Here is a 24,925-nt window from a genome sequence, read left to right as displayed (position 1 = left end):
GCGCAGCTCGGCCGCCTCCTCGGCGGGGACGGCGCTCAGGGCTCCGTCTCCAGCTCGGCGCCGGTGCCGGCCACCAGCTCCACCAGCGCGGCGATCTCGGCCTCGCCGGCGGCGGGGTTGAGCAGGGTGAGCTTGAGATGGGTGCGGCCGGCGACCCTGGTGCGGCCCAGCACCGCCCGGCCCTCGGCGAGAAGCCGGTCGCGGATGGCGGCGTTGAGCCGGTCGGAGCGCTGCGGACGGTCGGGCGTGGGGACGTAGCGGAAGACGAGCGAGGCCAGCACCGGGTGGTGCGCCGCCTCGAGGCGGGGGTCGGCCCCGACCCGCTCGGCGGCCACGGCGGTGAGCGCCAGGGTGCGGTCGACCAGCTCGCCGAGCCCGCGCCGGCCGACGGTGTGGAGGCTGACCAGCAGCTTCAGCGCGTCGAACCGGCGGCTGGTGGAGAGCGAGCGGCCGAGCAGGTGGGGCATCCGCCATCCGCCGACCTCCGGCTCCTCGGGAGGGGCGTTGAGGTAGGGCACCTCCACCGCCAGCGGCGCCAGGGTGGCGTGGTCGCGCACCAGGAAGAGGCCGCAGGCGATCGGCTGCCAGAGCAGCTTGTGGAAGTCGACGGCGACGGAGTCGGCGAGCTCGAGCCCGGCCAGCAGTCCGCGGTGGCGGTCGCTCAGCAGCAGGCCGCCGCCGTACGAGGCGTCGACGTGGAGCCACATCCGGTGGCGGCGGGCCCGGGTGGCGAGCTCGGCGAGCGGGTCGATGCTGCCGAAGTCGGTGGTGCCGGCGGTGGCCACCAGGGCGATCGGCCGCAGCCCCTCGGCGGCGAGCCGCTCGAGCCGCTCGTCGAGGTCGTCGCAGCGCATCCGCATGTCGCGGTCGACCGCGACCGTCTCCACCGCGGCGCTGCCGAGGCCGAGCACCGAGGCCGACCGCTGCACCGTGAAGTGCGCGGCCTCGGAGCAGAGGATGCGCTGGCGCGCCGCCTCCGGCCCGAGCCCGTCGACCCCGACCATCCGACCCTCGGCGGCGGCGGCGGCGTCGCGGGCGAGCAGCAGGGCCATCAGGTTGGACTGGGTGCCGCCGGAGGTGAAGACGCCGTCGGCAGCGTCGGGCAGCCCGGCGAGGCGGGCGAGCGCGCCCACCACCCGCTGCTCGAGGTGGCCGGCGATCGGCGCCTGGTCCCAGGAGTCGAGCGAGGGGTTGGAGGCGCTCACCAGCGCGTCGGCGGCGACCGCGGCGACCAGCGGAGCGCAGTGGAGGTGGGCGGCGCAGCGGGGGTGGGCGGGGTCGACGGCGTGGGCGATGGCCAGGCCGCCGAGCTCCTCGAGCACCGCGGACAGCTCCCGTCCCTCCTCGGGGAGCACCTCGACCGCGGCCGCCAGCCGCTCCAGCTGGTCCGGGGAGGCGCCGCTGTAGGGGCCGCCGCGGGCCGCCGCCGCCGACCGCCAGCACCCGGCGGCGGCGTGGAGCGCCTGCTCCAGCGCCGCCATCCCCGCCTCCGAGCCGGCCGCCCAGAGGGCGGGCTGGGCCGGCGTGAGCACGCTCATGCCGCGTTCCCCCGGCTGCGGGAGCGCTCGGCGGCGCGGACCGCGGCAGCCAGGCGCTCGACGACGTCGCCGAGCTGCGCGGCGGTGATGATCAGCGGCGGCAGCAGCCGGATCACCGCCCCGTGGCGGCCGCCCCGCTCCACCACCAGCCCGCGCTGCAGGCACTCCAGCTGCACCGCCCGGGCCATCCGCCCGTCGGCGGGGGGCGTCCCGGTGACGTCGGGCTCGCCCGCGGGGTCGACGAGCTCGACCCCGACCATGAGCCCGCGGCCGCGGACGTCGCCGGCGCAGCCGCTGCCCGACAGCGCGGCCCGGAGGTCCTCCATCAGCCGGCTGCCGGCCCTGGCGGCATGGGCGTCGAGCCGGGCGCCGACCACCTCGCGGAGCGTGGCCGTCCCCGCCGCCATCGCCAGCTGGTTGCCGCGGAAGGTGCCGGTGTGCGCTCCCGGCTCCCAGACGTCGAGCGCGGAGCGGTAGAGGATCACCGCCAGCGGCAGCCCGCCGCCGATCGCCTTCGAGAGCACCACCACGTCGGGCTCGATGCCGGCGTGCTCGAAGGCGAGGAACCGGCCGGTGCGCCCCACCCCGGTCTGCACCTCGTCGACGATCAGCGGGATGCCGCGCTCGGCGGTGAGCCGGCGCATCGCCCGCAGCCACTCATCGGGGGCGGGATTGCTCCCGCCCTCGCCCTGGACCACCTCCAGGATCATCCCCGCCACCGGCGGGATGCCACTGCTGGGGTCGTCGAGGAGGCGCTCGACGTAGCCCACCGCGATCCGCGCCCCCTCGACACCGCCGACCCCGAACGGGCACCGGTAGGCGGAGGGGAAGGGCAGGAAGTGCACCTCGCTGGTGATGCCGCCGATCGGCGCCCGCACCGCCACCGGGCCGCTGGCCGCGAGCGCGCCCGCGGTCATGCCGTGGTAGCCGCCGGTGAAGGCGAGGATGCTGCGCCGCCCGGTGGCGATGCGCACCAGCTTGAGCGCCGCCTCGACCGCGTCGGTGCCCGCCGGGCTGCAGAAGTGCACCCGGAGGTCGGTGGCGAGGCCGGCGGGGAGATGGGCGAAGAGCTCCTCGACGAACGCGTCCTTGACCGGGGTGGCGAAGTCGAGGGTGTGGAGCGGCAGCCCGCTGTCGAGCACCGCCCTGATCGCCTCCAGCACCGCCGGGTGGTTGTGGCCGAGGGCGAGGGTGCCGGCGCCGGCCAGGCAGTCGATGTACGAGCGGCCGTCGGCATCGACGAGGTGGATGCCCTCGCCGCGGATCAGCGCCAGCGACAGCGACCGCGCGTAGGTCCGCGCGTTCGACTCGCGACGCGCCTGGTTCTCCAGAAGGCGCCCGCCGATCACGGTCTCTCCCCAGCTGTGAGCTTGCCGCTTGTTAGGGTTGGCTAATCCTATGGGTTAGCCTTGGCTAAGTACAAGACCCTGGGAGGGTCAACCCTCGGCGGGGACCGGGGTCGCCTCGTCGATGAGCATCACCGGGATGCCGTCGTCGACGCGGTAGCGCAGCCGGCAGGCGTCGCAGCGCAGCGCCGCCGCCTCGGCGACCAGCGGACCCCGGCACTTCGGGCAGACGAGGAGGGCGAGGAGGTCGGCAGGGAGATCGCTCACGGCCGGGAATATAGCGTCCGGTAGACGGCGGCGGTCTCCTCGGCGCAGCGGCGCCAGCTGAAGGCGGCCGCCCGGCGCGGCCCGGCGACCCGCAGCCGGGCGGCGACGGCGGTGTCGCCGAGCACCGCGCCGAGCGCGCCGGCGAGCTCCCGGGCGTCGCCGGGGGGGACCAGCAGGGCGGCGTCGCCGCAGAGGTCGGGGAGGTTGCCGGCGCGCCCCGCGACCAGCGGAGCGCCGCAGGCCATCGCCTCCAGCGCGGGCAGGCCGAAGCCCTCGTGGCGCGAGGGCAGCACCGCCGCCGCGGCGCCTCGGTAGAGAGCCGCCAGGGCCGGGTCGCTCACGAAGCCGGGGAGGTGGAGTCGGACGCCGCGCTCGCGGGCGAGGGCGGAGACCTGCTCGGAGGCCGCACCGGGGGCGCCGGCGAGCACCAGCGGCACCCCGCGCCCCTCCGCCTCCAGGGCGGCCATCGCCTCGACGAGCACGTCGAGCGCCTTGCGCGGGTCGGGGCTGCGCATGCTCCCCGCCCAGAGCACGTAGCCGCCGGCCGGGGCGCCGCAGCCGGCGCGCAGCCCGGCGTCGCCGGCGGCGGGGTCGCTCTCGAAGGGCGCGTCCACCCCCTCGGCGACCACGGTGAAGCGCTCGGCGGGGATGCCGAGCGCCGCCGCCGCCTCGCCGGCCACGGTGCCGCTCACCGCGATCAGCGCCCCGCAGCCGCGGAGCAGCCGGCGCTGGACCTCGAGGAAGGCGGCGAGGCGGCGCCCGGAGGGGGCGGCGGCGGCCGTGGTCCAGGGGACGACGTCGTGGATGGTGACCACCTGGCGCCGCCGCGGCCAGCCCAGCACCGGCTCGCCCGCGGGGCCGTGGACCGCCGCCGGCCGGTGGCTGGCGGCGGCGCCGAGCGCCCAGGGCTGGCCGGCGAGCCAGCGCCAGCCGCGGTTCTCGCTGCGCGCCCGCCCCGGCGGCCGGACCACCTCCACCTCGGGACCGTCGGGCAGCGCCTCGAGCCCGGCCAGCAGCCCGGCCACATAGCGGCCGATGCCCGCCGCGCCGCGGCCGTCGCGCAGTGCGGTGGCGTCGACCAGCACCCGCGGACGGGTGCGCCGCGCCCCGGCGATCAGCGGCCCAGGTCCTCGGCGAGGGCGCGCCGCTGCGCCTCGTCGAGCACGGTGCGGGCGCGGTGGGCGGGATGGTCGCAGCAGACCACCGCCTCGCCGCCGCCGGCGATCGCCGCGCACTGCGCCTCGGTGAGGCGGAAGCGGAGGTGCTCGACCGGCTCGTCGCCGAGCTCGGGAGCGCCGGGACCAGCCACCACCCGCTCGGCGCGGACGCCGTCGACCTCGAGGTGGACATGGCCGGAGATCCCGGGCAGCTCGCGCATCCACCGGCCCTGGGCGGCGGCGTCCTCGGTCTCGAGGAAGAGGGTGCCGGTGAGCTCGCGCTCCCCGGGGATGAGGGCGTTGAACACCGCCACCTCCTCGGCGATGCGGTCCGGCTCGTCGATCTGGCCGGCGCGAAGCTGCTCCTCGACCGCCCCCGCCACCGTCGTCCGATTCTCGAAGAGCAGGGTGATGAGGTCGCCGACGGGGATGGAGCGGGGCCGCCGCTGCTCGAGCAGGCGGTGCAGCGCCTCCGCCCGCACCGCCTCGTAGGCGGCGGGGGGCCGGACCTCGTCAACGGCGAGCGGTCTCATCGGGCCTCCCCTCCCTCGGTCAGCGACTGCAGGGTCGCGGCCAGGCTCCGCGACCGGAGCCGGTGGGCCCGGGCCAGCGCCTCGAACCACTCGGCGATCTCCTCGAACCCCTCCTCCCGGGCGGTCCGGGCGAGCGCAGGGTACAGCTCACCGTGGTCGTGGGTCTCCCCGGCGAGCGCGCTGCGGAGGTTGGTGGCGGTGTCGCCGAGGGCCATCCCGGTGACCGGGTCGCCGACCTCCTCGAGCAGCTCCAGGTGACCGAGCGCATGCCCGGTCTCCCCGGCCGCCAGGTCGCGGAACAGCCGGGCCGCGTCCGGCCGCCCCTCGATGTCCGCCCGCCGCGCGAAGTACGTGAACCGCCGATCCGCCTGAGAGTCACCGGCGAAGGCCGCTCGCAGGTTGTTCTCCGTTCTGGTACCTCTGAGTGCCGCCACTTCACCATGGTGAGGCAATGCGCGTGGGGTCCGTGTTGGGGGCGCTCTCGGGCGCGGCGGGCCGGCCGACGGCGCTCAGCGGGGACGGCGGCGATCGCTTCGCGATCACTCGCCTCGGAGCTCGCCGCGGGGGTATACGGCTCTCTACGCCCCGATGAGCGCCATCGCCCGTCCCCCCGCTGCGGGAGAGCTACCCGCAGTTCGCCTGCACCGCGCTCTCAGAGCGACTCGGGACGGAGCACCCCGTCCTCCTCCAGGTCCCAGCCCTCGGCGTCGCGGAAGCTGTACTGGCCGTGGCGGGTGAGGATGAGGTGGTCGAGGAGGGGGACGCCGAGGATGACGGCGGCCTCGCGGAGGGCGACGGTCACGCGGCGGTCGGCGGCGCTGGGCGAGGCGTCGCCGCTGGGGTGGTTGTGGCCGACGACGATCGCCGAGGCGCCGCGGAGCAGCGCCGGGGCGAGCACGTCGCGGGGCTGCAGCCGGGAGGCGTTGATGGTGCCGAGCGCCACCACCTCGGAGCCGATGGGGCGGTGGCGGGAGTCGAGCAGGAGCACGGCGATGCGCTCGGTGGGGGCGTGGCGGAGGTCGTCGAGGAGCAGGGCGGCGTCGCGAGGCGAGCCCACCGCCGGCCGGTCGTCGGGGTACCAGCGGTCGGCCAGCTCCCACAGCGCGGCGAGCCGGAGCGCGGGACCGGCGGCGATGCCGTGCTCGGCGACCAGGCCGGCGGCGCCGAGCGAGCGCCGCCGCCACGCCGGCAGGCGGGAGACCTCGATCGACCAGTGCCGCACCTCGGCGGGCGGGCGGGGCCCGCCGAGCACGTGGGCGATGAGCTCCGCCTCGGAGCGGGCGGCGAGGTCGCCGGCGGCGGTCAGGGCGCGCTCGCCGCGGCGGCCGCGGGACGCCTGGGGGGCGGCGGATCGGTGGTCGACGGCCATGTCATGACGGTACTACGGATTTGTGGTCCTGTCAACGCCAGGCGGAGACGAGAGCGCCGCCTCGTAGAAGTCGGTGACACGGCGGACGTATGCCTCGCGGCAGGCGTCGTAGCCGCCGCAGTGGCCGACCCCGGGCAGCAGCCACAGGGACGCGCCGGGGCCCGCGGCGGCGTGGAGGCGGCGGCCGTGCCCGGGCGGGACCGAGGCGTCGTCCTCGCCGTGGATCAGCAGCAGCGGCCGGGGGGCGATCTCGGCCACCCGCCGGAGCGGTCGCAGGTCGGTCATCCGGGCACCGGTGCGCAGCGCGAGCAGCACCTGCACCGGCGCGGTGAGCACCGGTCCGGGGACCCGAAGCACCCGCCGCACCCCGTCGCCGAGCACCCGCAGGGGGTCGTCGAAGGCGCAGTCGGTGCAGACGGCGGCCACCCCCGGGTCGGACCCGCCGACGCTGATCGCCACCGCCCCGCCCATCGAGTAGCCGAGCAGCCCCAGGGGCATGCCGCCGACACGTCGGCGGGTGGCCTCGAGCACCGCCTCGAGGTCACGGCGCTCGTGGACGCCGAGGGTGTGGGGCGCGGGATCGCAGCCCGGGGTGCCGCGCCAGCCGTGCACCACCACGTGGAAGCCGGCGTCGCGCAGCGCGGTGGCGATGCCGAGCACGTCGCCGGCCCAGCCGCGGTTGCCGCCGCTCACCACCACCACGGCAGGGCGGGTGCCGGGCAGATACCAGGCGAGCAGGCGGAGGCCGTCGGCGGTGCGCACCTCCAGCCGCTCGGCCGGGACGCCCGGGTCGGCGGGGGCGGCGACGTCGGGCCGGCGCACCGTTCCCATCGCCCGGCGGTGGAGCGCGGCGCAGCCGGCCGTCCAGGCGATGCCGGCCACCGCCGCGAGCGCCACCGCCCCGCGGCGGAGCACGGTCACCGGGTCAGCCCCATCCCCAGCAGGAAGAGCGCCACCACCAGCGCGGCGGCGAGCGCCACCGCGGCCCAGCCCGCCAGCGGCGAGCCCGCCGAGGGCGCGGCGGCGGCGGGGTCCGCGGGCGCGTCCGCCACCGGCTCACGGCGCACGTCGGGCGCCGGGGTCAGCGCGAGGAAGGCCACCCGCCCCACGGTGTCGTAGGGCATCTCGGCGGCGACCGGCGGCGGCGGCAGCGGGGAGGCGCTGCGGCGGCGGCGCTGGCTGCGACCGGCGGAGAAGGGGCCGCCCCCCTGGCGCACCAGCAGCGGCGGCGACGGCGGGTCGGCGGCAGGCTCGGCCCCGGGCGCCAGGGGCAGTCCCGGCGAGAGGAACTCCTTCTCGGCGATCACCTCGTCGAGGATGGAGCGGACCGTGCGGCGCCGGCGGCGCCTCCGCTGGGTGCTCAGGTCGCCCGTCGCGGCCCCAGGGCGAGCCCGACGATCGCGGTGACGAAGCCGACGGCGGCCACCACCACGGCGGCCACCAGCAGGCGCTGGTTGCTCGCCCCGATCAGGACCGCGACGATGATGAAGACCACTGCCCAGACCGCGAAGAACACCCCCACGGTCGCGTAGGTGCGCGGGTCGCGGGCCAGGCGGGCGACGAGTCCGCCCCCCGCAGGCCCGGCGGCACCGGAGCCGGTCCCGGCCGCGGCGGGGCCGGGCACCGCGGCAGGCGTCGTTCCCGCGGGGACGAAGCTGACCGGGGGTGGCGACGGCGCCGCCCATGCCGGAGCCTCGGGGGTGGGCGCGGGCGGGGTGACGCTTGCGGCGGGCTCGGCGGGCGGCGCCGCGGGGCGGACGCTCCAGCCCGGCGCCGGTGGCGCCTCGACGGGCGGGTACGGCGTCGCCGGCGGGTTGAAGGTCGCCCGGGCTGCGGGCGGGGGGACCGGGGCGGCCGGCGCCGGAGGAGCCGGCGTCCAGGCGGGGACGGCGGGCGCGGCCGGGGGCGCGGGAGCCGCCGCGGCCGGGGGCGCGGGAGCCGCCGCAGCCGGGGGCGCGGGGGCCGTCGGAGGCGACGGGGCGGGCGCCACCGGGGCGGGCGCGGGGCCGGCGGCCGCGGCCAGCGCCTCCGGCGGCAGGCTGATGCTGATCACCTTGGGGCGCGGGCCCACCGGCGCCGGGATGTCGGGCATCGCCGGGAGCGCCGGCGCCGCCGGAGCGGGCGGGGTCACCGCCGCGGGCGGGGCCGGGACCGGGATGGGCGCGGGCGCCGGCCAGGCGGGGCCGGGCGCGGTCGCGGGCGGCGGCGGCGGCGGCGGCACCGCGGGCGGGCTGTAGGCGGGCGGAGCCGGCGCCGCCGGCACCGGCGGCGGGGTGTAGGCCGGCGGCGCAGGCGCCACGGGCACCGGCGGCGGCGTATATGCGGGCGGGGCGGGGGCGGCCGGCACCGGCGGCCGCATCGTCGTGAGCGGTGGCGCCGGGGCGGCGGTGACGCTGTCGTCGCGCGCGGGCACGCCGCTGAGCAGTGCGCGCACCTCGGCCTCGGCCATTCCCGACTCGCCGAGGCGCACGAACAGGGTCTGGCGCTCCGCCTCGGAGACGCCGGCGCGCATCACCGCGTCCCAGGCGCCGAGCAGCGCCTCGACGTCGCTGAGCTCGCGGATGATCACCGGCACCGCCGACTGGCCGGTCTCGCGCGCGGCGCGCAGGCGGCGGGCGCCGCTCACCAGCTGGTAGCGGTCACCGCCGATGGGGCGCAGCAGCAGCGGCTGCAGGATGCCGCTGGCGCGCACGCTCGACTTCAGGGCACGGTAGTTGGGGTCGGAGTCGGCGGTGTCGGGCCGCCAGTGCGGGGCGTCGATGTTCTCGATGGGGACCTGCTCGACGCGCGACTCGCTGGTGGGCGCGAGCCAGCGCTCCAGCGATCCGCCGCCGCTGAGCGCCGGGTCGTCGCCCAGCGACGCACCGACCAGGTCGCGGAAGCACTCAGACATGGGCGAGCACCTCGTCGGCAAGGCTGCGGTAGGCGAGCGCCGCCTCCGAGGAGGCGGCGTACGAAGTGACCGGAACTCCGGCGAGCGAGGTCTCCTGGAGCTTCACGGTGAGCTTGATGATGGTGTCGAACACGGTCAGGTTGGGGATCTCGCGCAGCCCCTCGAGCATGTCCCTGCTGAAGTTGGTGCGCAGGTTCACGAAGGTGGCCACGATACCGAGGATCCGCAGCTCGGGGTTGAGCCGCTGCCGGGCGGCGTGCACGGTGCGCAGCACCTCCTTCAGCCCCTTGATCGCGTACCCGGACATCTGCACCGGGATGAGCACGTAGCGGATCGCCGCCAGGACGTTGATCGTGTGGAATCCGAAATTGGGCGGGGTGTCGAAGAGGATGAAGTCGAACGAGGCCTGGATGCCGTCGCGGCTGAGCGCGTCGCGCAGCAGCAGCTCGCGGTTCAGCGAGGAGTTCAGGTCGTTCTCGACCGCACTCAGGTCGGGCTTGGCGGGCAGCAGCCAGAGGTTGTCCCAGTGGGTGGAGAGGAACGCGTCCGGCGCCGAGCGCACCCGGCCGGCGAAGACGTCGCCGATGGTCACGGGCAGGCGGTAGGGGTCGAAGCCCAGCCCTGAGGTCAGGTTCGACTGTGGGTCACAGTCGACGGCGAGCACCCGTCGCCCCCGCTCGGCCAGTGCCGCGGCGAGGTTGATGGTGGTGGTCGTCTTGCCGACTCCACCCTTGCCGGAGATGCATGCGATGGTGATGGCCACGTCGGTGTTCGGGATGGGCCTCGTTGTCCGCCAGTGCAGCAGGCGCCGCGGACGCCGTTCGAGGCACTCCGACCGTCTGCGGGAGCAAGTGTACGCTGAGGCGCCCAACCGACCCGTCTCGGGGCGGTGACGGCCTCAGGAGCTGACCGTGCGCCACACCTCATTGAGATGTTGCTGCATTCGCGCCATTCCCACCAAGCCCCCGACCACCGGGACGGCCAGCCAGCCGAGTGCGGTCACCGGGCGCAGCTGGCGGTCGGTGGGAGTGTCGATGCGGTCCTCGACGATGCGGGCGCGCTCGTGGGTCATCACCACCGCCGCGGCCGAGAAGGGCAGCAGCAGCTCGAGGTAGGGCACCACCAGCGGGCTGAAGGCGAGGAAGAGCGACTGCTCCGCGCTGATCGGGAGATCCGCGGTCGGGGTGCCCCCGAGGGCGAGCAGGTAGCGGGCCCCGGCGGCGGCCGCGACCATCCAGCCGATGATCAGCGGGATCGCCACCGCCCATGTCGAACGGCCGGCGTCGACGGACATGCGCGGGTCGAACTCGGCCATCTCCCGGTTCACACGGTGGTGCCACCAGAGCGCGTAGAAGCCCAGGGTCAGCACCGAGAGCAGCACCACCATCGCGGGTGCGCGCCGCCTGCCGGGCGGGCCGAAGCCGGTCGCCGGCATGGTCTGGCCGGGCACGGGAGCGGGAAGCCACGGTGCCACCTGCCGCGTCACCGCGGTGGTGGCCGGCTCCGGCAGGGCCTCGGGACGGGGCTGCTCGACCGGAGGCAGCAGCGCCGCCGCCTCCTCGTCGGTGAGGGTCAGCGAGGGCAGCAGCGGCCCGGGATTGATCTCCCGCCAGCGCTGCTGGGCCCGCATCCGCGCCGCCGCCGCCTCCGGGGACCAGAGCTGGCCGTCGTCGTCGACCAGGTCGCCGTCCTCGCCGTACTCGTCGAGGGGCTCGGCCTCGGCCTCGGGCTCGGGCTGGTGCGTCCGGGCGCCGTTGGACGCGCCGTTCGACGGGGTGCCCGCCGCGCTGGCCAGGGCACGGAACACGTTCGGGGTCGACACCCCGCGCAGGACCGGGCCCTCCCAAGCGACGGCCGGCTGCTGCGCCGTGCCGAGGACATCGGCGTGCGGCATGGCCGGGACGCCGCTGGGCGCTCCGGCCGGGGCGCGATCCGGCGCGCGCCCGCCGGGCTCATCGCCCGCCGGGCTGTCGACGTTGCTCTCCCACATGGGCGGAACCTCACCGGGTGACTGAGGGGAACACCTGTACGCTACCAGTCCGGGCCACGGCCTGGTGTGCCTCGCCCCGCCAACCCCGCGGAACCGTCCGCCGGACGCGTGGCTCCGGGTACTGGATTCGAACCAGTGACCTTGCGGTTAACAGCCGCCTGCTCTACCGCTGAGCTAACCCGGAACGCGGGCCGGATGATATCAGGGCCGCCCCGAGCGCTCTGCTCCCTTCGGCGACCGTCACCATGTGTGAACGCCGCCGTGGCAGGATGACTTGCGGTTCGAGTTACTCGAGGTAGTCCTTGAGCTTCTTGCTCCGCGAGGGGTGACGGAGCTTGCGCAGCGCCTTGGCCTCGATCTGGCGGATGCGCTCACGGGTCACCCCGAAGCGCTTGCCCACCTCCTCCAGGGTGCGCTGGTGGCCGTCGATCAGCCCGAAGCGCAGCTGCAGCACCCGCCGCTCGCGGGGGGTGAGGGTGTCGAGGATGTCCTCCACCTCGGTGCGCAGCATCGTCAGCGAGGCGGCGTCGGAGGGGGCGGTGGCCTCCTTGTCCTCGACGAAGTCGCCGAGGTGCGAATCCTCCTCCTCGCCGATGGGGGTCTCGAGCGACACCGGATCCTGGGAGACCTTGATGATCTCGCGCACCTTCTCCGGGGTGATCCCCATCTCCTCGGCGACCTCCTCGTCGGCGGGCTCCCGGCCCAGCTCCTGGAGGAGGCGGCGCGACACGCGGACCAGCTTGTTGATGGTCTCGACCATGTGCACCGGGATGCGGATGGTGCGGGCCTGGTCGGCGATCGCGCGGGTGATCGCCTGGCGGATCCACCAGGTGGCGTACGTCGAGAACTTGTAGCCCTTGTGGTAGTCGAACTTCTCGACGGCGCGGATCAGGCCCATGTTGCCTTCCTGGATGAGGTCGAGGAAGGACATGCCGCGGCCGATGTACTTCTTGGCGATGCTCACCACCAGGCGGAGATTCGCCTCGGTGAGCTTGTTCTTCGCCTCGTCGTCACCCTGCTCGATGAGCTTGGCGTACTCCACCTCCTGCTCGGCGCGAAGCAGCGCCACCCGCCCGATCTCCTTGAGGTACATGCGCACCGGATCGTCGAGCGACACCGAGTCGATGGCCTCGGCGGTGGCGATCATCTCGTCGTCGATGTCGTCGACGGCCTCGAAGTCGCGGTCGCCGTCGGAGACCTCGATGCCCATCTCGCGGAAGACGTTGAAGATGCGCTCGAGGTGGTCGGGCTCGGCCTCGACCTCAGGGAAGGCCTGCAGGATGTCGTCGGGGGTCAGGTAGCCCTGCTCCTTCCCCCGGACGATGAGCGTCTCCGCCGCCGAGACCAGCGCATCCGTGCCGCTCACGGCTGCGCCCCCCTCACCCTGCACCCTGGCCTTCGCCACCATCTCTGCTCCCCGTCCCGTCCTGGGCGCTGCAACGCCCGGCCGCGCGCCGCTCGACATACTCTAGTTAACGCGCCCGCCCGCGGCCACTGTCACGGAACCGCCTCGCGAGCGCGATATCCCTCGCTCGCGAGCTCGTGGAGCCGTGCCGCCAGCCGCTGCGCCAGCTCGGTCCTGCCGTCGGCGCGGGCCATCTGCAGCTCCCGCTTGAGCGTCGCCAGCGCGCTGCGCAGCGTCGCCTCGCGCACCCGGCGCACGCAGTCGGCGAGCGCCTGGGCGAGCTGCTCGGTGCCGGCGCCGTCGCGGAGCTCGGGCACCGGCCGGAGCAGCAGCCGCGCCGCGAGCCGCTGCTCGGGGCCGGCCAGCTCGTGCAGCGAGAGCGCCGCGTCGGGGGGCAGGGCGAGCGCCAGCTCGAGCAGCCGGCGCACCGAGGGATGGGACAGCTCGTCGGGACGCAGCCGGTGCGCCTCCAGCAGCTTCAGCGCGAGGCCGGGACGCTGCACCACCACGCTGCCGAGGAACTCCTCCCACGCCGAGGGCGGCGGGCCGGCGACCGGATCGGGGCCGGCGGGCAGCTCGGGAGCGGGCCTGGGGGTGGTGACGACCACGCGCAGCGGCGTCCTCCTCCCCTCGCCGCGGACCCGCTCGACGTCGGCGCTCACCGCCGCGGCGGCGAGCTCGAGGCGGCTCGCCGCCTGCTGGACGTAGAGATCGCGGACGGTGGCCTCGGGGATGCGGGCCAGCAGGGCCACGGCGCGCTCGGCGCCGGCACGGCGGGCCTCGACCGAGCCGGACTCGGCGTCGCCGATGGCGCGATCGAGGAGCACCCGCCACTCCGGTTGGGCGCCGGCGACGCAGGCGGCGAAGGCGGCGGGGTCGCGGCGGACCAGCTCGTCGGGGTCCTTGAAGCCCGGGGGCAGCACGCAGATGCGGGCGTCGAGCCCCTCGGCGGCGATGACGTCGACCGCCCGCGACGAGGCGTTCACGCCGGCGTCGTCGCCATCGAAGCAGAGCACCAGGCAGCGGGTCCAGCGGGCCAGCAGCCGCACCTGGCCGACGGTCAGCGCGGTGCCGCTGCTGGCCACGACGTGGCCCACCCCGGCGTCGGCGGCGGCAACCACGTCGAAGTAGCCCTCGACCACCACCGCGCACCCCGCCGCCTCGATGACGGTGCGCGCCCGGTCGATGCCGAAGAGCGCCAGCGACTTGTCGTAGGCCGAGGTTGCCGGCGAGTTGAGGTACTTGGGCACGGCGTCGCCGAGGGCGCGACCGCCGAAGCCGAGCACGTCGCCGCGCTCGTCGCGGATGGGGAAGACCAGCCGGTTGCGGAAGCGGTCGCGGGCCGGGCCGCCTCGGTCGGAGGCGTGGGCGAGGCCGGCGTCGGCGGCCTCGGCGGGGTCGCCCAGGCCGCGGGCGCCGAGGTAGCGGAGCAGGGCGTCGCCGGAGCCGCCGCCCGCCGGGGCGAAGCCGACCCCGTAGTCGCGGGCGGTGCTCTCGCTGACCCCGCGTTCGACCAGCAGGGCGCGCCCCGCCGCGCCGGTCGGGGTCGACCAGAGGATGTGCTCGTAGTAGGCCTGCGCCCTGGTGTTGAGCTCGAGCACCCGGGCGCGGCGGCGGCGGGCCTGGCCGCGCTGGCGGTCACCGGGGAGGGTGCGCTCCAGCTCGACCCCGGCGCGCTCGGCGAGCATCTCCAGCGCCCCGAGGAAGTCGACGTGCTCGATCTTCTCCACGAAGGTGAGCAGGTCGCCGCCCTCCTGGCAGCCGAAGCAGTACCAGGCCTGCTTCTCCTGGGAGACGCTGAACGAGGGGGTGCGCTCGGAATGGAAGGGGCAGAGGCCCTTGAGGTCGCGCCCGCTCCGCTGCAGCCGCACGTAGCCGCCGATCACCTCGACGATGTCGAGGCGCGCCTTCACCTCGGCGGCGGCGTCAGCCATCGGGAGAATCTTGCCCCGAACGGCTGTTCGGGTCAAGCGCGCGCCGGGCACCGACGGCGCGTCCCACTATCGCCCCAGGATCTCCAGGCTGTAGCGCGAGTTGTCGGTCAGCAGGACGATGACGCCGGTGCGATCGGTGATCACCGCGCGCACCGGCGAGGTGTTGAACACCTCGGGGGCGCTGTCCTCCTCGAGGACGGTGCGGCGGACCAGGTAGGGCATCCCCGGGGTCGGCGGACCGAGCTCGTCACCCTCGACGATGTGGCCGTCGTCGAGCATCACCGGCCGCCCGTCGCGCGTGCCGGTCTTGCGGATGCGGACGTGCTCAGCCATCAGGGCCCGCAGGATACCCCAGCGGTGGGCTACCGATCCCGGACGGCGGCGGCCAGCCGGGCCTGGGCCGCGGCCAGCCGCGCCACCGGAACCCGGTAGGGCGAGCAGGACACGTAGTCGAGCCCCAGCTCCTCGCAGAGCGCGATCGAGGAGGGGTCACCGCCGTGCTCGCCGCAGATGCCGATCTCCAGGTCGGGCCGGGCCTGCCGTCCCTCCAGCACGGCCGCCTGCATCAGCCGTCCCACCCCCTTGGCGTCGAGGCTCTCGAAGGGGTTGGCCGGGAGGATCTTCTCCTCGACGTAGCGGAACAGGAACTTGCCCTCGGCGTCGTCGCGCGAGTAGCCGAAGGTGGTCTGGGTGAGATCGTTGGTGCCGAACGAGAAGAACTCCGCCTCCTCCGCGATCTCCCCCGCGGTGAGCGCGGCGCGGGGCACCTCGATCATGGTCCCGACCTTGTAGCGGACCTTCACCCCGGCCTCGCGCAGCACCTCCTGGGCGGTGCGCTCGATGATCTCGCGGGTGCGCCTCAGCTCGTTGACGTGGCCGACCAGAGGCACCATGATCTCGGGCCGCGCGTCGACGCCCTCGCGTCGCAGCTGGGCGGCCGCCTCGAGGATGGCGCGCACCTGCATCTCGACGATCTCGGGGAAGAGCAGCCCCAGGCGGCAGCCGCGCAGGCCGAGCATCGGGTTCTGCTCGCGCAGGGACCGGACCGCGTCGAGCAGCCGGCGCTTCTCGGCGTAGCTCTCCTCGGGCTCGCCGAGCGCCTGCGCGCGGGTCACGTCGACGAGCAGCTCCTCGAACGAGGGCAGGAACTCGTGCAGCGGCGGGTCGATCAGCCGGATCACCACCGGCAGCCCCTGCATCTCCTTGAGGATGCCGTAGAAGTCCTCGCGCTGCACCGGCAGCAGCAGGTCGAGCTCGCGCCTCCGCGAGGGCACGTCGGGGGCGAGGATCATCCGCTGAACGATCGGAAGGCGGTCCTGCTCCATGAACATGTGCTCGGTGCGACAGAGGCCGATGCCCTGGGCGCCGAACTCGCGGGCGAGCTGGGCGTCGCGCGGGTAGTCGCCGTTGGCCCACACCTGCAGGCGGCGGATCTGGTCGGCCCAGCGCAGCAGCTCCTCGAGCTCGCCGCTGATCTCCGGGTCGATCATCGGCACGGTGCCGGCGATGACGTTGCCGGTGCTGCCGTCGATGGTGAACTCCTCGCCCTCGTGGAGCACGTGCCCGTTGGCGCTGAACTGCCGCCGGTCGAGGTCGACCCGCACCGTCTCGCAGCCGGCGACACAGGGCTTGCCCATGCCCCGGGCGACCACCGCGGCGTGCGAGGTGCGACCGCCGCGGGCGGTGAGGATGCCCTCGGCGGCGATCATCCCGTGGACGTCGTCGGGATTGGTCTCGATGCGCACCAGGATGACCTTCTCGCCCTGCTTCGCCATCTCCTCGGCGCGGCCGGCGTCGAAGACGGCCTTGCCGTAGGCGGCGCCCGGCGAGGCTGCCAGGCCGGTGGCGATGATCTCGACGCTGGCGGCGGGGTCGATGCGCCGGTGGAGCAGCTGGTCGACCTGCGACGGCTCGACCCGTCGCACCGCCTCCTGCCGGGTGATCACCCGCTCGCGCGCCATGTCGACGGCGATCCTCACCGCCGCCGCGGCGGTGCGCTTGGCGCTGCGCGTCTGCAGCATGTACAGGTGCCCGCGCTCGACCGTGAACTCCAGGTCCTGGACGTCGCGGTAGTGCTTCTCCAACCGTTTCGCGATCCGGTCGAACTGCTGGTACACCCTGGGCATCTCGTCACGCATGACCGAGATCGGCTGCGGGGTGCGGATGCCGGCGACGACGTCCTCGCCCTGGGCGTTGACCAGGTACTCGCCGAAGAGCATGCGCTCGCCGGTGTTCGGGTCGCGGGTGAACGCCACCCCGGTGGCGCAGTCGTCACCCATGTTGCCGAACACCATCGTCTGCACGCTGACCGCGGTGCCGAGGTCGTGCGGGATCCTGTTGTAGTTGCGGTAGTCGACCGCCCGCTTGTTGTTCCAGGAGGAGAACACCGCGCCGATGGCGGCGCGCAGCTGCTCGATCGGGTCCTCGGGGAACTCGCCGCTGGCGTTGTCGCGCACGATCTCGCGGTAGCGCTCGATCAGGCCCTCCAGCGCCTCCGGCGAGAGCTCGGCGTCGGTGCGGGCGCCGTGGCGCTCCTTGGCCTCGTCGAGCGCGTGCTCGAAGAGCTGGCCGTCGACGCCGAGCACGATCTTGCTGAAGAGCTGGATGAAGCGGCGCTGCGAGTCGAGGGCGAACCGGCGGTTGCCGGTGAGCTCCGCCAGCCCCTCCAGGGTCGCGCTGTTGAGGCCGAGGTTGAGGACCGTGTCCATCATCCCGGGCATCGAGAACTTGGCGCCGCTGCGCACGCTGACGAGCAGCGGGTTGCGGGCGTCGCCGAAGCCCTTGCCGGTGGCCCGCTCGAGGGTGCGCAGGGTGGCGAGCACCTGGTCCCACATGCCGTCGGGAAAGCGCTCACCCGAGGCGTAGTAGGCGTTGCAGGCCTCGGTCGTGATCGTGAAGCCGGGGGGCACGGGCAGCCCCGCGTTGGTCATCTCGGCGACGCCGGCGCCCTTGCCGCCGAGCAGCTCGCGCATCGAGGCGTTGCCCTCCTCGAAGCGGTACACCCACTTCGGGGCCCGGGTCCGCCGCTTCGCCGCGGCGGTGGTCGTGGTCGCCTTGCGCGTCGCCGTCGCCCGGCCCCGACCTCCGCCTGCGCCCGTCGCCGCGGCCGAGGACTTCGCGGTCTTCGCGGGGGCCTTTCTCCGCGTGGTCGTGGTGCTGGGCGTGGTCTTGACGGCCATCGTTCTCCTCGTCTCCGTGCGCTCCCGGACAGGCGCCGGGAGCGTAGCACCGCGGTGCGGGTCAGGAACCCTGGGCGCGGTCCAGGGCGCGCGATCGGCAGGCGTCGAGCTGCTCGCCGAGGGCGGCGGCAAGCCCCTCGAGGGGCACCCGCACCTGGGTCATCCCGTCGCGCTCGCGGATGGTGGCGGCGCGGTCCTCGAGGCTGTCGAAGTCGATGGTCACCGCCAGCGGCGTGCCGATCTCGTCCTGGCGGCGGTAGCGGCGGCCGATCGCCTGGGTCTCGTCGTAGTCGGTCGCGAACCGGGAGCGCAGGTCGCGCTCGACGCTCCGGGCCAGCTCGCTCAGCTCGGGCTTCTTGGAGAGCGGCAGGACCGCCACCTGGAACGGCGCGACGTCGGGATGGAGGCGGAGGACCACCCGGGTCTCGCCGCGCACCTCCTCCTCGTCGTAGCCGTCGCAGAGCAGGGTGATGAAGATGCGATCGACGCCGGCGGCGGGCTCGATGACATAGGGGGTGAAGCGGCGGTTGGCGGCCTGGTCGTAGAACTGGAGGTCGCGGCCGGAGTGCTTCTGGTGGGCGCTGAGGTCGAAGTCGGTGCGGTTCGCGATGCCCTCGAGCTCGCTCCAGCCGAAGGGGAAGAGGTACTCGACGTCCTTCGCCGCCTTGCCGTAGTGGGCCAGCTCGTCGGCCGCGTGGGGACGCAGGCGGAGGTTGGCGGTGCGCACCCCGAGGTCCTCGATGTACCAGCGGTGGCGCTCGGCGCACCAGTAGTCGAAGAGCTCGTCGGAGGCCTCCGGCTCGCAGAAGTACTCCATCTCCATCTGCTCGAACTCGCGCAGCCGGAAGATGTAGTTGCCCGGGGAGATCTCGTTGCGGAACGACCTGCCGTTCTGGGCGATGCCGAAGGGCAGCCGGCGCCGGGTCGAGTTCACCACGTTCTGGAAGTTGACGAACATGCCCTGGGCGGTCTCGGGACGGAGGTAGACGGTCGCCGCCGCCTCCTCGACCGGCCCGAGGAAGGTCTTGAACATGAGGTTGAACTGGCGCGGCTCGCCGAGCGGCCCCTCGCACTCGGGGCAGGCGCGCACCTCGGGGTCCTTGCCGCGCTCGGTGCGCTCGGCGGCGAGGTGGTCCTCGCGCCAGCGGCGCCTGCACCTCCCCATGCAGTCGACCAGCGGGTCGGTGAAGCCGCCGACGTGCCCGCTGGCCACCCACACCTGCGGGTTCATGATGATCGAGGTCTCGATCGGCTCGATGTCGTCGCGGAGGTCGACCATGCTCCGCCACCAGCGGTTGCGGATGTTGCGCCGCAGCCGGGTGCCCAGCGGCCCGAAGTCGTAGAGGGCGTTGATGCCGCCGTAGATCTCGCTGGAGGGATAGACGAAGCCACGCTGCTTGGCGAGCGAGACCAGCTTCTCGATGAGGTCGGACCGCGGCGGGGTGGGGTCGGACATGTCCGCGGGAGTGTAGCGGGGCGGCGTCGGCCTAGAGCAGGCTGCGGAGGACGTCGAGGCTGCGCAGCCGGCGGTCGATGTGGCGGGCCAGCTCTCGCTCCACCACCGCCTCGAGCACGGTGAGCACCTCGGGGCCGAGCCGCAGCCGGTCGTAGAGCTCGGCGTCGCCGGCGGCGGCGACCCGCAGCACCTTGATGGCGGCGACCGGACAGTCGACGCCGTCGCTGTCGCGGGGGGAGCAGACCGGGCAGAGCAGGCCGCCGGCGGCGGCGCTGAAGCGGGCGGGGCGCTCCTCGAGCCGGCTGCCGCACCCGGCGCAGGCGTGGAGCTCCGGCGCGTAGCCGAGCCGGTCGATCATCCGCTGTGCGAACCACACCACCGTCGCCCGGGGGTCGCGGGCGGGGTCGGCGCAGTCCGCGAGCGCCTCGACGACGAGGTCGTAGAGCCCCTCGTCGAGGGGGTGCCCGGGCTCGAGGGCGTGGTCGGCGAGCTCGGCGCAGAGCGCGGCGCAGGCGGAGCGGCGGGCGTCGCCGAGGGGAGTGATCGAGCCGAGGCGGCGTGCCTCGGTCAGCACGTCGAGCTCGCCCCGGCCGCGGGCCAGCTGCAGGGTGCTGCGGGTGAAGAGGTCGGTGTGGGCGGCCAGCCGGCTGCCCGACCTCCGCACCCCCCGGGCGAGCACCCCCACCTTGCCGTGGTGGCGGGTGAGCACGGTCAGGACCCGGTCGGCCTCCCCGTAGTCGACGCGGCGGAGCACGACGCCCTCGTCGACGTAGCTCGGCACCGAGTACTCCTAACCCCTAACGCTCGCCCACGGCCCCGGCGCCGTTGCGCTCCTGACCCGCCTCCTCGACGTCCACCCGGAGCGGGCGCGGGCTGCTGATCCGCAGCGTGCGGATCGCCTGCCGGCGCACCGACTCGACCCGGATGGTGACGTCGCCGATCTGCACCGTCGCCCCCGCCTTGGGGATCGACCCCAGCCGCTCGTAGACCAGCCCGCCGATGGTGTCCGCCTCGACGTCCTCGATGGGGAGGTGGAGCAGCGCCTTGATGTCGTCGAGGGAGACGCGCGCGTTCACCAGCACCTCGCGGTCGGAGACGAACTGGATCTCCTCGGGCTCGGCGGCGTCGTACTCGTCGCGGATGTCGCCGACGATCTCCTCGATCAGGTCCTCGATGGTGACGATCCCGGCGGTGCCGCCGTACTCGTCGACCACGATCGCCATGTGGACCTTCTTCTTGCGCATCTCGATCAGCAGCTCGCCGGCCCGCTTCAGCTCGGGGGTGAAGTAGGGCTCGCGGGCGAGCTCGCGCAGCGACGGTTTGTCGTCGGTGGCGCAGACCCGGAGCAGGTCCTTGGCGTAGACGAGGCCGACCACGTTGTCGATGCTGTCCTCGTAGAGGGGGATGCGCGAGTGACCGGTCCTGTTGATCAGCGCGGTCACGTCGTCGACGGTGCTGCGCACCTCGACCGCGATCACGTCGACGCGCGGCACCATCACCTCACGCGCCACCTTGTCGGTGAGCTCGAGGACGCCGCTGATCATCTCCCGCTCCTCCTCCTCCACCACCCCCTCGCGCTCGCTCACCGCGAGCAGCATCTTCAGCTCCTCCTCGGTGACGAACGGCCCGGGGATGTCACCGTTGGCGACCAGCCGCACGATCCGGCTGCTCAGGAAGGTGAGCAGGAAGACGACCGGCCGCAGCACCCGGGTGAGCACCGTCACCGGCCCCGACACCAGCCGAGCCGCGCGCTCGTTGAAGCGCAGCGCCACCGACTTGGGGAGGATCTCGCAGGCCACCAGCACCACCACGGAGAGCACCGCGGTGGCCGGCGCCTCGGCGCCGTTGCCCCAGCGGTCGGCGACCAGCAGCGTGGTCACCGTGGAGGCCACGATCACCGCCAGGGTGTTGACCATGAGGATGGTCGAGAGGTAGGCGTTGGGCTGCTCGTGGAGGCGGACGACGCGGCGCGCGGCCGGATCGCCGCTCTCGGCGAGGCTGCGCATCCGCAGCCGGCTGACGCTGGTCAGCGCCGTCTCCGCGGTGGCCGCGAAGGCGGCGAGGAACAGCGAGGCGATGAGCGCGGCGACCAGCACGCTCATGCGCTCGCCCGAGCGCTCCGACCTGACGGGACGGGGCTCATCGGAAGAGCTCGCTCACGCTGCGGCCCTCGTGCACCCGCACGATCGCCTCGGCGATGAGCGGCGCCACGCTGAGCACCCGCAGCTTGCAGCCCACCCCGAGGTCGTTCTCGCCCTCCCGCAGCGGCACCGTGTCGGTGATCGCGATCTCGTCGATCGGCGCCTGGTTGAGGCGCTCCAGTGCGCCCCCGCTGAGCACGCCGTGGGTGACCACCACGTCGACGCCGGTGGCGCCCTTCGCCCGCAGCGCCCGGGCCGCCCCGATCAGCGTCCCGCCGGTGCTGATGAGGTCGTCGACGAGAACGCAGCTCTTGCCCTCGACGTCACCGATGACGTTGAGCACCTCGACGTCGTCGTCGCTGGGGCGGCGCTTGTCGACGATGGCGATGGGCACGTCGAGGAGCCGCGCCAGCGCCCGCGCCCGGGCGGTGCCGCCGACGTCGGGGGAGACCACCACCAGGCTGCCGTCGTGGTGCCGCTCGCGGACGTGCCGGGCGAGGATCTTGGAGGCGGTGAGGGCGTCCACGGGGATGTCGAAGAACCCCTGGATGGCCTCGGCGTGGAGGTCGACGGTGACCACCCGGTGCGCCCCGGTGGCCTGGATGATGTTGGCCATCAGCTTGGCGCTGATCGGGTCGCGGGCCTGGGTCTTCTTCTCCTTGCGGGCGTAGCCGTAGTAGGGCACCACGGCGTTGACCCGTGCCGCCGAGGCGCGGCGGAGCGCGTCGAGGATGATGAAGAGCTCGATCAGGTTCTCGTTGACCGGGCGGCAGGTGGGCTGGATCACGAAGACGTCCTGGCCGCGCACCGAGTCGCCGATCTTGACGTCGATCTCCCCGTCGCTGAAGCGCTTCACCTCCATCTCGGTGAGGGGGATGTTGATCTCCGAGGCGATGCGCGCCCCCAGCTCCGGGTTGGCGGTTCCGGAGAGCAGCCGGAGGTCGCCATGGGGGCTGCTCACCGTGCGCCCGCCCGGGTGCCGCGACCGCGGCGGCCCTCGGCCCAGCCCTCGACCACCACCTGGCGGGAGCGCTCGACCGCCAGCGCGCCGTCGGGGACGTCGCGGGTGATCACCGAGCCGGCGGCCACGTAGGCGCCGCTCCCCACCCGCACCGGCGCGACCAGGCTGGCATCGGTGCCGATGAAGGCGCCGTCACCGATCACGGTGCGGTGCTTGCCCTCGCCGTCGTAGTTGCAGGTGACCGTGCCGGCGCCGACGTTGACGTGGCTGCCGACGTCGCTGTCGAGCACGCAGGAGAAGTGGCTGATGTGGGTGCCCGCGCCCACCCGGCTGTTCTTCACCTCGGCGTGGGTGCCGACGTACACCCCGGCGTCCAGGGTGGTGCCGGGCCGGAGCCGGTCGTACTGGCCGACGACCACGTCGTCGCCGAGGTCGCACTCCTCCAGCGTCGAGGCGCCGATGCGCACCCGGTCGCCGGCGCGGACGTCGCGCAGCTGTGCCATCGGCCCCACCACGCATCCCTCACCCAGCGTGGTGGCCCCGCGGAGCACCGTCATCGGGAGCAGGACCGAGTCACGGCCCACCCGCACCTCCGGGTCGACATAGGTCGTCACCGGGTCTTCGACCGTCACCCCTCCGAGCATAAGCGCCTCGAGCGTCCGGCGTCTGAGCACCGCCTCGGCGGTGGCGAGCTGGGAGCGGTCGTTCACCCCGAGCGCCTCCTCGGGGTCGGGGGCGATCACCGCCTCGCCACCGCCGAGCAGCTCCACCACATCGGTGAGGTAGCGCTCGCCCTGGGCGTTGTCGCTGCCCAGGTGGTCGAGCGCCGGCCACAGCCGGGCCCCGTCGAAGGCGTAGGCGCCGGCGTTGCAGTCGGGGGGGACGGGCTCGCCGGGGACGAGGTCGCGCTCCTCGACGATGCGGGCGACGCGCCCGTCGGGGGCCCGGACCAGGCGGCCCAGCCCCCGGGGGTCGGCGGGGACCACGCCGAGGACGACGCACGCCGCCCCGGTCTCGGCCTGCCGCCGCAGCAGCGCGGCGAGGGTCTCGGCGCGCAGCAGCGGGGTGTCGCCGCTCAGCACCAGCACCGGCCCGGTCGAGCGGAGGGCCTCCGGCACCGAGCGCAGAGCGTCGCCGGTGCCGCGGGGCTCCGCCTGCTCGGTGGTGGCGGCCAGGCCGCTCAGCGCGGCCGCGACCTCGGGCTGGCCGGGGCTCACCACCACCAGCGGGGGGCTCGCGGCCGCCTCGGTGGCGGCGGCCACCACGTGGAGGAGGAGCGGCCGCCCGGCCAGGGGGTGGAGCGCCTTGGGCGTCCGGCTGCGCATCCGCGTCCCCCGCCCGGCGGCAAGCACGACCGCCTGGGGTGCGTCAGCCACGGCCGCGAGTATAGCGGCCCGTCCGCGCCCGGCCCGACGCGGGTCCCTTCACGCTACCCTGCGGGGCGATGCCGGTGCAGGTGGAGCGCAGCGACGCCGGGGTGGTGACCATCACCCTGGACAGTCCCGAGCGCCGCAACGCCCTCGACGAGGAGCTCGCCCAGCAGCTCCGTGAGGCGGTCGCGGGGGTGGCCGCCGACGCCGGGGCCCGCTGCGTGGTGCTCACCGGGGCGGGGAAGGCGTTCTGCTCGGGGGCCGACCTGGGCGAGTTCCGCAGCCAGGACGTCGGCGGCGTGCTCCCCCGCCGTGAGGCCCTCGGCGCCTACTACCGCACCTTCCTCGACGTCCGCGACCTCGCGGTGCCGACGATCGCGGCGGTCAACGGCCCGGCGATCGGGGCCGGCCTCAACCTCGCCCTCGTCTGCGACCTCCGGGTGGCCTCCCCGGCGGCGCGGTTCGGCGCGACCTTCGTGCGCCTCGGCATCCACCCCGGCGGCGGCGCCACCTACATGCTCACCCGGCTGCTCGGCCCCGCCCGTGCCGCCGAGATGATGCTCACCGGCGAGCTGGTGGACGGCACCCGCGCCCTCGAGCTCGGACTGGTCAACCGCCTCGTCGACGCCGCCGACCTGGCCGCGACCGCGGCCGCCCTGGCCGCCACCATCGCCGCCAACGCCCCCCGCGCCGTCCGCGCCACCAAGCGCGCCCTGCGGCTCGCCCTCGACGCCGACATCGCGACGATGCTGGAGGTGGAGGGCCTCGCCCAGGCCGCCTCCCAGGAGAGCACCGACGCCGGCGAGGGCTGGGCCGCATTCCGCGAGCGCCGCGCGCCCCGCTTCGCGGAGTAGCCCGCACAGACGCGCCGATCGCACCACCGGGCCCCGCGACGTAGCATGCGCTCGCCCGATGGGGAGTCGCCAAGTGGTAAGGCACCGGACTTTGGATCCGGCATTCCTGGGTTCGAATCCCAGCTCCCCAGCGGGGACTTCCGGGTGTGGGGCGCATCCTTCGCCGCCCAGCGCGATGCCTGGGACCCGACGCGCCCTCCGCCAACGACGGGGACCTGCGCGTGCGGACGGCCTCTGCGCCTCGGTTGGCGGTACTGCCCGTTCTGCGGCGTCGAGAGCACACCGAGCTGCGCTCAGTGCCACTACCCACTTCCTGAGCAAGAGGGCGTCCAGTTCTGCCCGCAGTGCGGCGGCCGGGCCACTCCGCGGGCCTGAGGAGCTGACTCACGGTGAGCTGAGCGGTCGGCGCGCGGACGTGGTGGGTCCTCCAGGACCCGCCCCGTCGTGACCGGCTCAGGCGCCGGTGGTGGCCCGCAGCCCGGCACGCTCGACCCCGAGGTGATCGAGCAGCGCCGCGGCGGGGTCGGGGGGC

General features: G+C 74.5%; 22 protein-coding genes and 2 tRNA genes. 2 read left to right on the top strand and 22 right to left on the bottom strand.

Annotated features, from left to right (window positions below; genetic code table 11):
- Positions 1-35: 35 nt before the first annotated feature.
- The 22 genes from VGL20_01995 to glmU all read right to left on the bottom strand — a co-directional run bounded on the left by VGL20_01995 (position 36) and on the right by glmU (position 23,545).
- Positions 36-1,538, bottom strand: a complete 1,503-nt coding sequence (locus VGL20_01995; protein ID HEY2702437.1) for an aspartate aminotransferase family protein — start codon at positions 1,536-1,538, stop codon at positions 36-38.
- Positions 1,535-2,887, bottom strand: a complete 1,353-nt coding sequence (locus VGL20_01990) for a diaminobutyrate--2-oxoglutarate transaminase (protein HEY2702436.1) — start codon at positions 2,885-2,887, stop codon at positions 1,535-1,537. The genes VGL20_01995 and VGL20_01990 overlap by 4 nt, the downstream gene beginning before the upstream one ends.
- Before the next feature lie 87 nt (positions 2,888-2,974).
- The gene (locus tag VGL20_01985; GenBank protein HEY2702435.1) at positions 2,975-3,151 is read right to left on the bottom strand and encodes a Trm112 family protein; all 177 of its coding nucleotides are present in this window, start codon (positions 3,149-3,151) and stop codon (positions 2,975-2,977) included.
- A complete protein-coding gene (locus tag VGL20_01980) occupies positions 3,148-4,236 on the bottom strand; it encodes a glycosyltransferase family 1 protein (GenBank protein ID HEY2702434.1) in 1,089 nt (362 codons plus the stop codon). Before VGL20_01980 ends, VGL20_01985 begins: the two co-directional genes overlap by 4 nt.
- Before the next feature lie 29 nt (positions 4,237-4,265).
- Positions 4,266-4,841, bottom strand: coding sequence for a DUF3501 family protein (locus VGL20_01975; protein HEY2702433.1), 576 nt, complete (start codon positions 4,839-4,841; stop codon positions 4,266-4,268).
- Positions 4,838-5,275, bottom strand: a complete 438-nt coding sequence (locus tag VGL20_01970) for a rubrerythrin family protein (protein ID HEY2702432.1) — start codon at positions 5,273-5,275, stop codon at positions 4,838-4,840. The genes VGL20_01975 and VGL20_01970 overlap by 4 nt, the downstream gene beginning before the upstream one ends.
- Before the next feature lie 218 nt (positions 5,276-5,493).
- A complete protein-coding gene (locus VGL20_01965) occupies positions 5,494-6,210 on the bottom strand; it encodes a JAB domain-containing protein (protein ID HEY2702431.1) in 717 nt (238 codons plus the stop codon).
- Between the two features lie 12 nt (positions 6,211-6,222).
- Entirely contained in the window at positions 6,223-7,131 is a 909-nt protein-coding gene (locus tag VGL20_01960; protein HEY2702430.1) for an alpha/beta hydrolase, read from the bottom strand.
- Positions 7,128-7,517 carry a hypothetical protein gene (locus VGL20_01955; GenBank protein ID HEY2702429.1) on the bottom strand — a complete coding sequence of 130 codons (390 nt, stop codon included), beginning with the start codon at positions 7,515-7,517 and terminating at the stop codon, positions 7,128-7,130. The genes VGL20_01960 and VGL20_01955 overlap by 4 nt, the downstream gene beginning before the upstream one ends.
- Before the next feature lie 53 nt (positions 7,518-7,570).
- On the bottom strand, positions 7,571-9,103 hold the full coding sequence (locus VGL20_01950; protein ID HEY2702428.1) for a ParB N-terminal domain-containing protein: 1,533 nt from the start codon (positions 9,101-9,103) through the stop codon (positions 7,571-7,573).
- Entirely contained in the window at positions 9,096-9,866 is a 771-nt protein-coding gene (locus tag VGL20_01945) for a ParA family protein (protein ID HEY2702427.1), read from the bottom strand. Before VGL20_01945 ends, VGL20_01950 begins: the two co-directional genes overlap by 8 nt.
- A gap of 135 nt (positions 9,867-10,001) precedes the next feature.
- The gene (locus tag VGL20_01940) at positions 10,002-10,997 is read right to left on the bottom strand and encodes a DUF4234 domain-containing protein (GenBank protein ID HEY2702426.1); all 996 of its coding nucleotides are present in this window, start codon (positions 10,995-10,997) and stop codon (positions 10,002-10,004) included.
- 205 nt (positions 10,998-11,202) lie between these two features.
- Positions 11,203-11,277 (bottom strand) — tRNA-Asn (locus tag VGL20_01935).
- Positions 11,278-11,379: 102 nt separating this feature from the next.
- Entirely contained in the window at positions 11,380-12,459 is a 1,080-nt protein-coding gene (rpoD, locus tag VGL20_01930; protein ID HEY2702425.1) for an RNA polymerase sigma factor RpoD, read from the bottom strand.
- A 131-nt stretch (positions 12,460-12,590) separates the two neighbouring features.
- Positions 12,591-14,432: a DNA primase gene (gene dnaG / locus VGL20_01925; protein HEY2702424.1), complete on the bottom strand. Its 1,842-nt coding sequence runs from the start codon at positions 14,430-14,432 to the stop codon at positions 12,591-12,593.
- A gap of 66 nt (positions 14,433-14,498) precedes the next feature.
- Positions 14,499-14,765 (bottom strand): hypothetical protein, encoded by a 267-nt coding sequence (locus tag VGL20_01920; GenBank protein ID HEY2702423.1) that lies wholly within the window; start codon positions 14,763-14,765, stop codon positions 14,499-14,501.
- A gap of 29 nt (positions 14,766-14,794) precedes the next feature.
- The gene (ppdK, locus tag VGL20_01915) at positions 14,795-17,611 is read right to left on the bottom strand and encodes a pyruvate, phosphate dikinase (protein HEY2702422.1); all 2,817 of its coding nucleotides are present in this window, start codon (positions 17,609-17,611) and stop codon (positions 14,795-14,797) included.
- A gap of 61 nt (positions 17,612-17,672) precedes the next feature.
- Positions 17,673-19,067 carry a glycine--tRNA ligase gene (locus VGL20_01910; GenBank protein HEY2702421.1) on the bottom strand — a complete coding sequence of 465 codons (1,395 nt, stop codon included), beginning with the start codon at positions 19,065-19,067 and terminating at the stop codon, positions 17,673-17,675.
- Positions 19,068-19,098: 31 nt separating this feature from the next.
- Positions 19,099-19,848, bottom strand: coding sequence for a DNA repair protein RecO (recO, locus tag VGL20_01905; protein HEY2702420.1), 750 nt, complete (start codon positions 19,846-19,848; stop codon positions 19,099-19,101).
- Between the two features lie 16 nt (positions 19,849-19,864).
- Positions 19,865-21,169, bottom strand: a complete 1,305-nt coding sequence (locus tag VGL20_01900; GenBank protein HEY2702419.1) for a hemolysin family protein — start codon at positions 21,167-21,169, stop codon at positions 19,865-19,867.
- Positions 21,170-21,206: 37 nt separating this feature from the next.
- The gene (locus tag VGL20_01895; GenBank protein HEY2702418.1) at positions 21,207-22,169 is read right to left on the bottom strand and encodes a ribose-phosphate pyrophosphokinase; all 963 of its coding nucleotides are present in this window, start codon (positions 22,167-22,169) and stop codon (positions 21,207-21,209) included.
- Positions 22,166-23,545, bottom strand: coding sequence for a bifunctional UDP-N-acetylglucosamine diphosphorylase/glucosamine-1-phosphate N-acetyltransferase GlmU (glmU, locus tag VGL20_01890; GenBank protein HEY2702417.1), 1,380 nt, complete (start codon positions 23,543-23,545; stop codon positions 22,166-22,168). The genes VGL20_01895 and glmU overlap by 4 nt, the downstream gene beginning before the upstream one ends.
- Before the next feature lie 68 nt (positions 23,546-23,613).
- Between glmU and VGL20_01885 the strand changes: the two genes are divergently transcribed.
- Complete coding sequence (locus VGL20_01885; GenBank protein ID HEY2702416.1) at positions 23,614-24,393, top strand: enoyl-CoA hydratase/isomerase family protein; 780 nt, start codon at positions 23,614-23,616, stop codon at positions 24,391-24,393.
- Positions 24,394-24,452: 59 nt separating this feature from the next.
- Positions 24,453-24,524 (top strand) — tRNA-Gln (locus VGL20_01880).
- Positions 24,525-24,925 lie beyond the last annotated feature (401 nt).

It is taken from the genome of Candidatus Dormiibacterota bacterium (assembly GCA_036495095.1).
Classification (GTDB): domain Bacteria; phylum Chloroflexota; class Dormibacteria; order Aeolococcales; family Aeolococcaceae; genus CF-96.
Note: the sequence above shows the minus strand (reverse complement) of the source record. Positions and strands in the feature narration are given on the sequence as shown.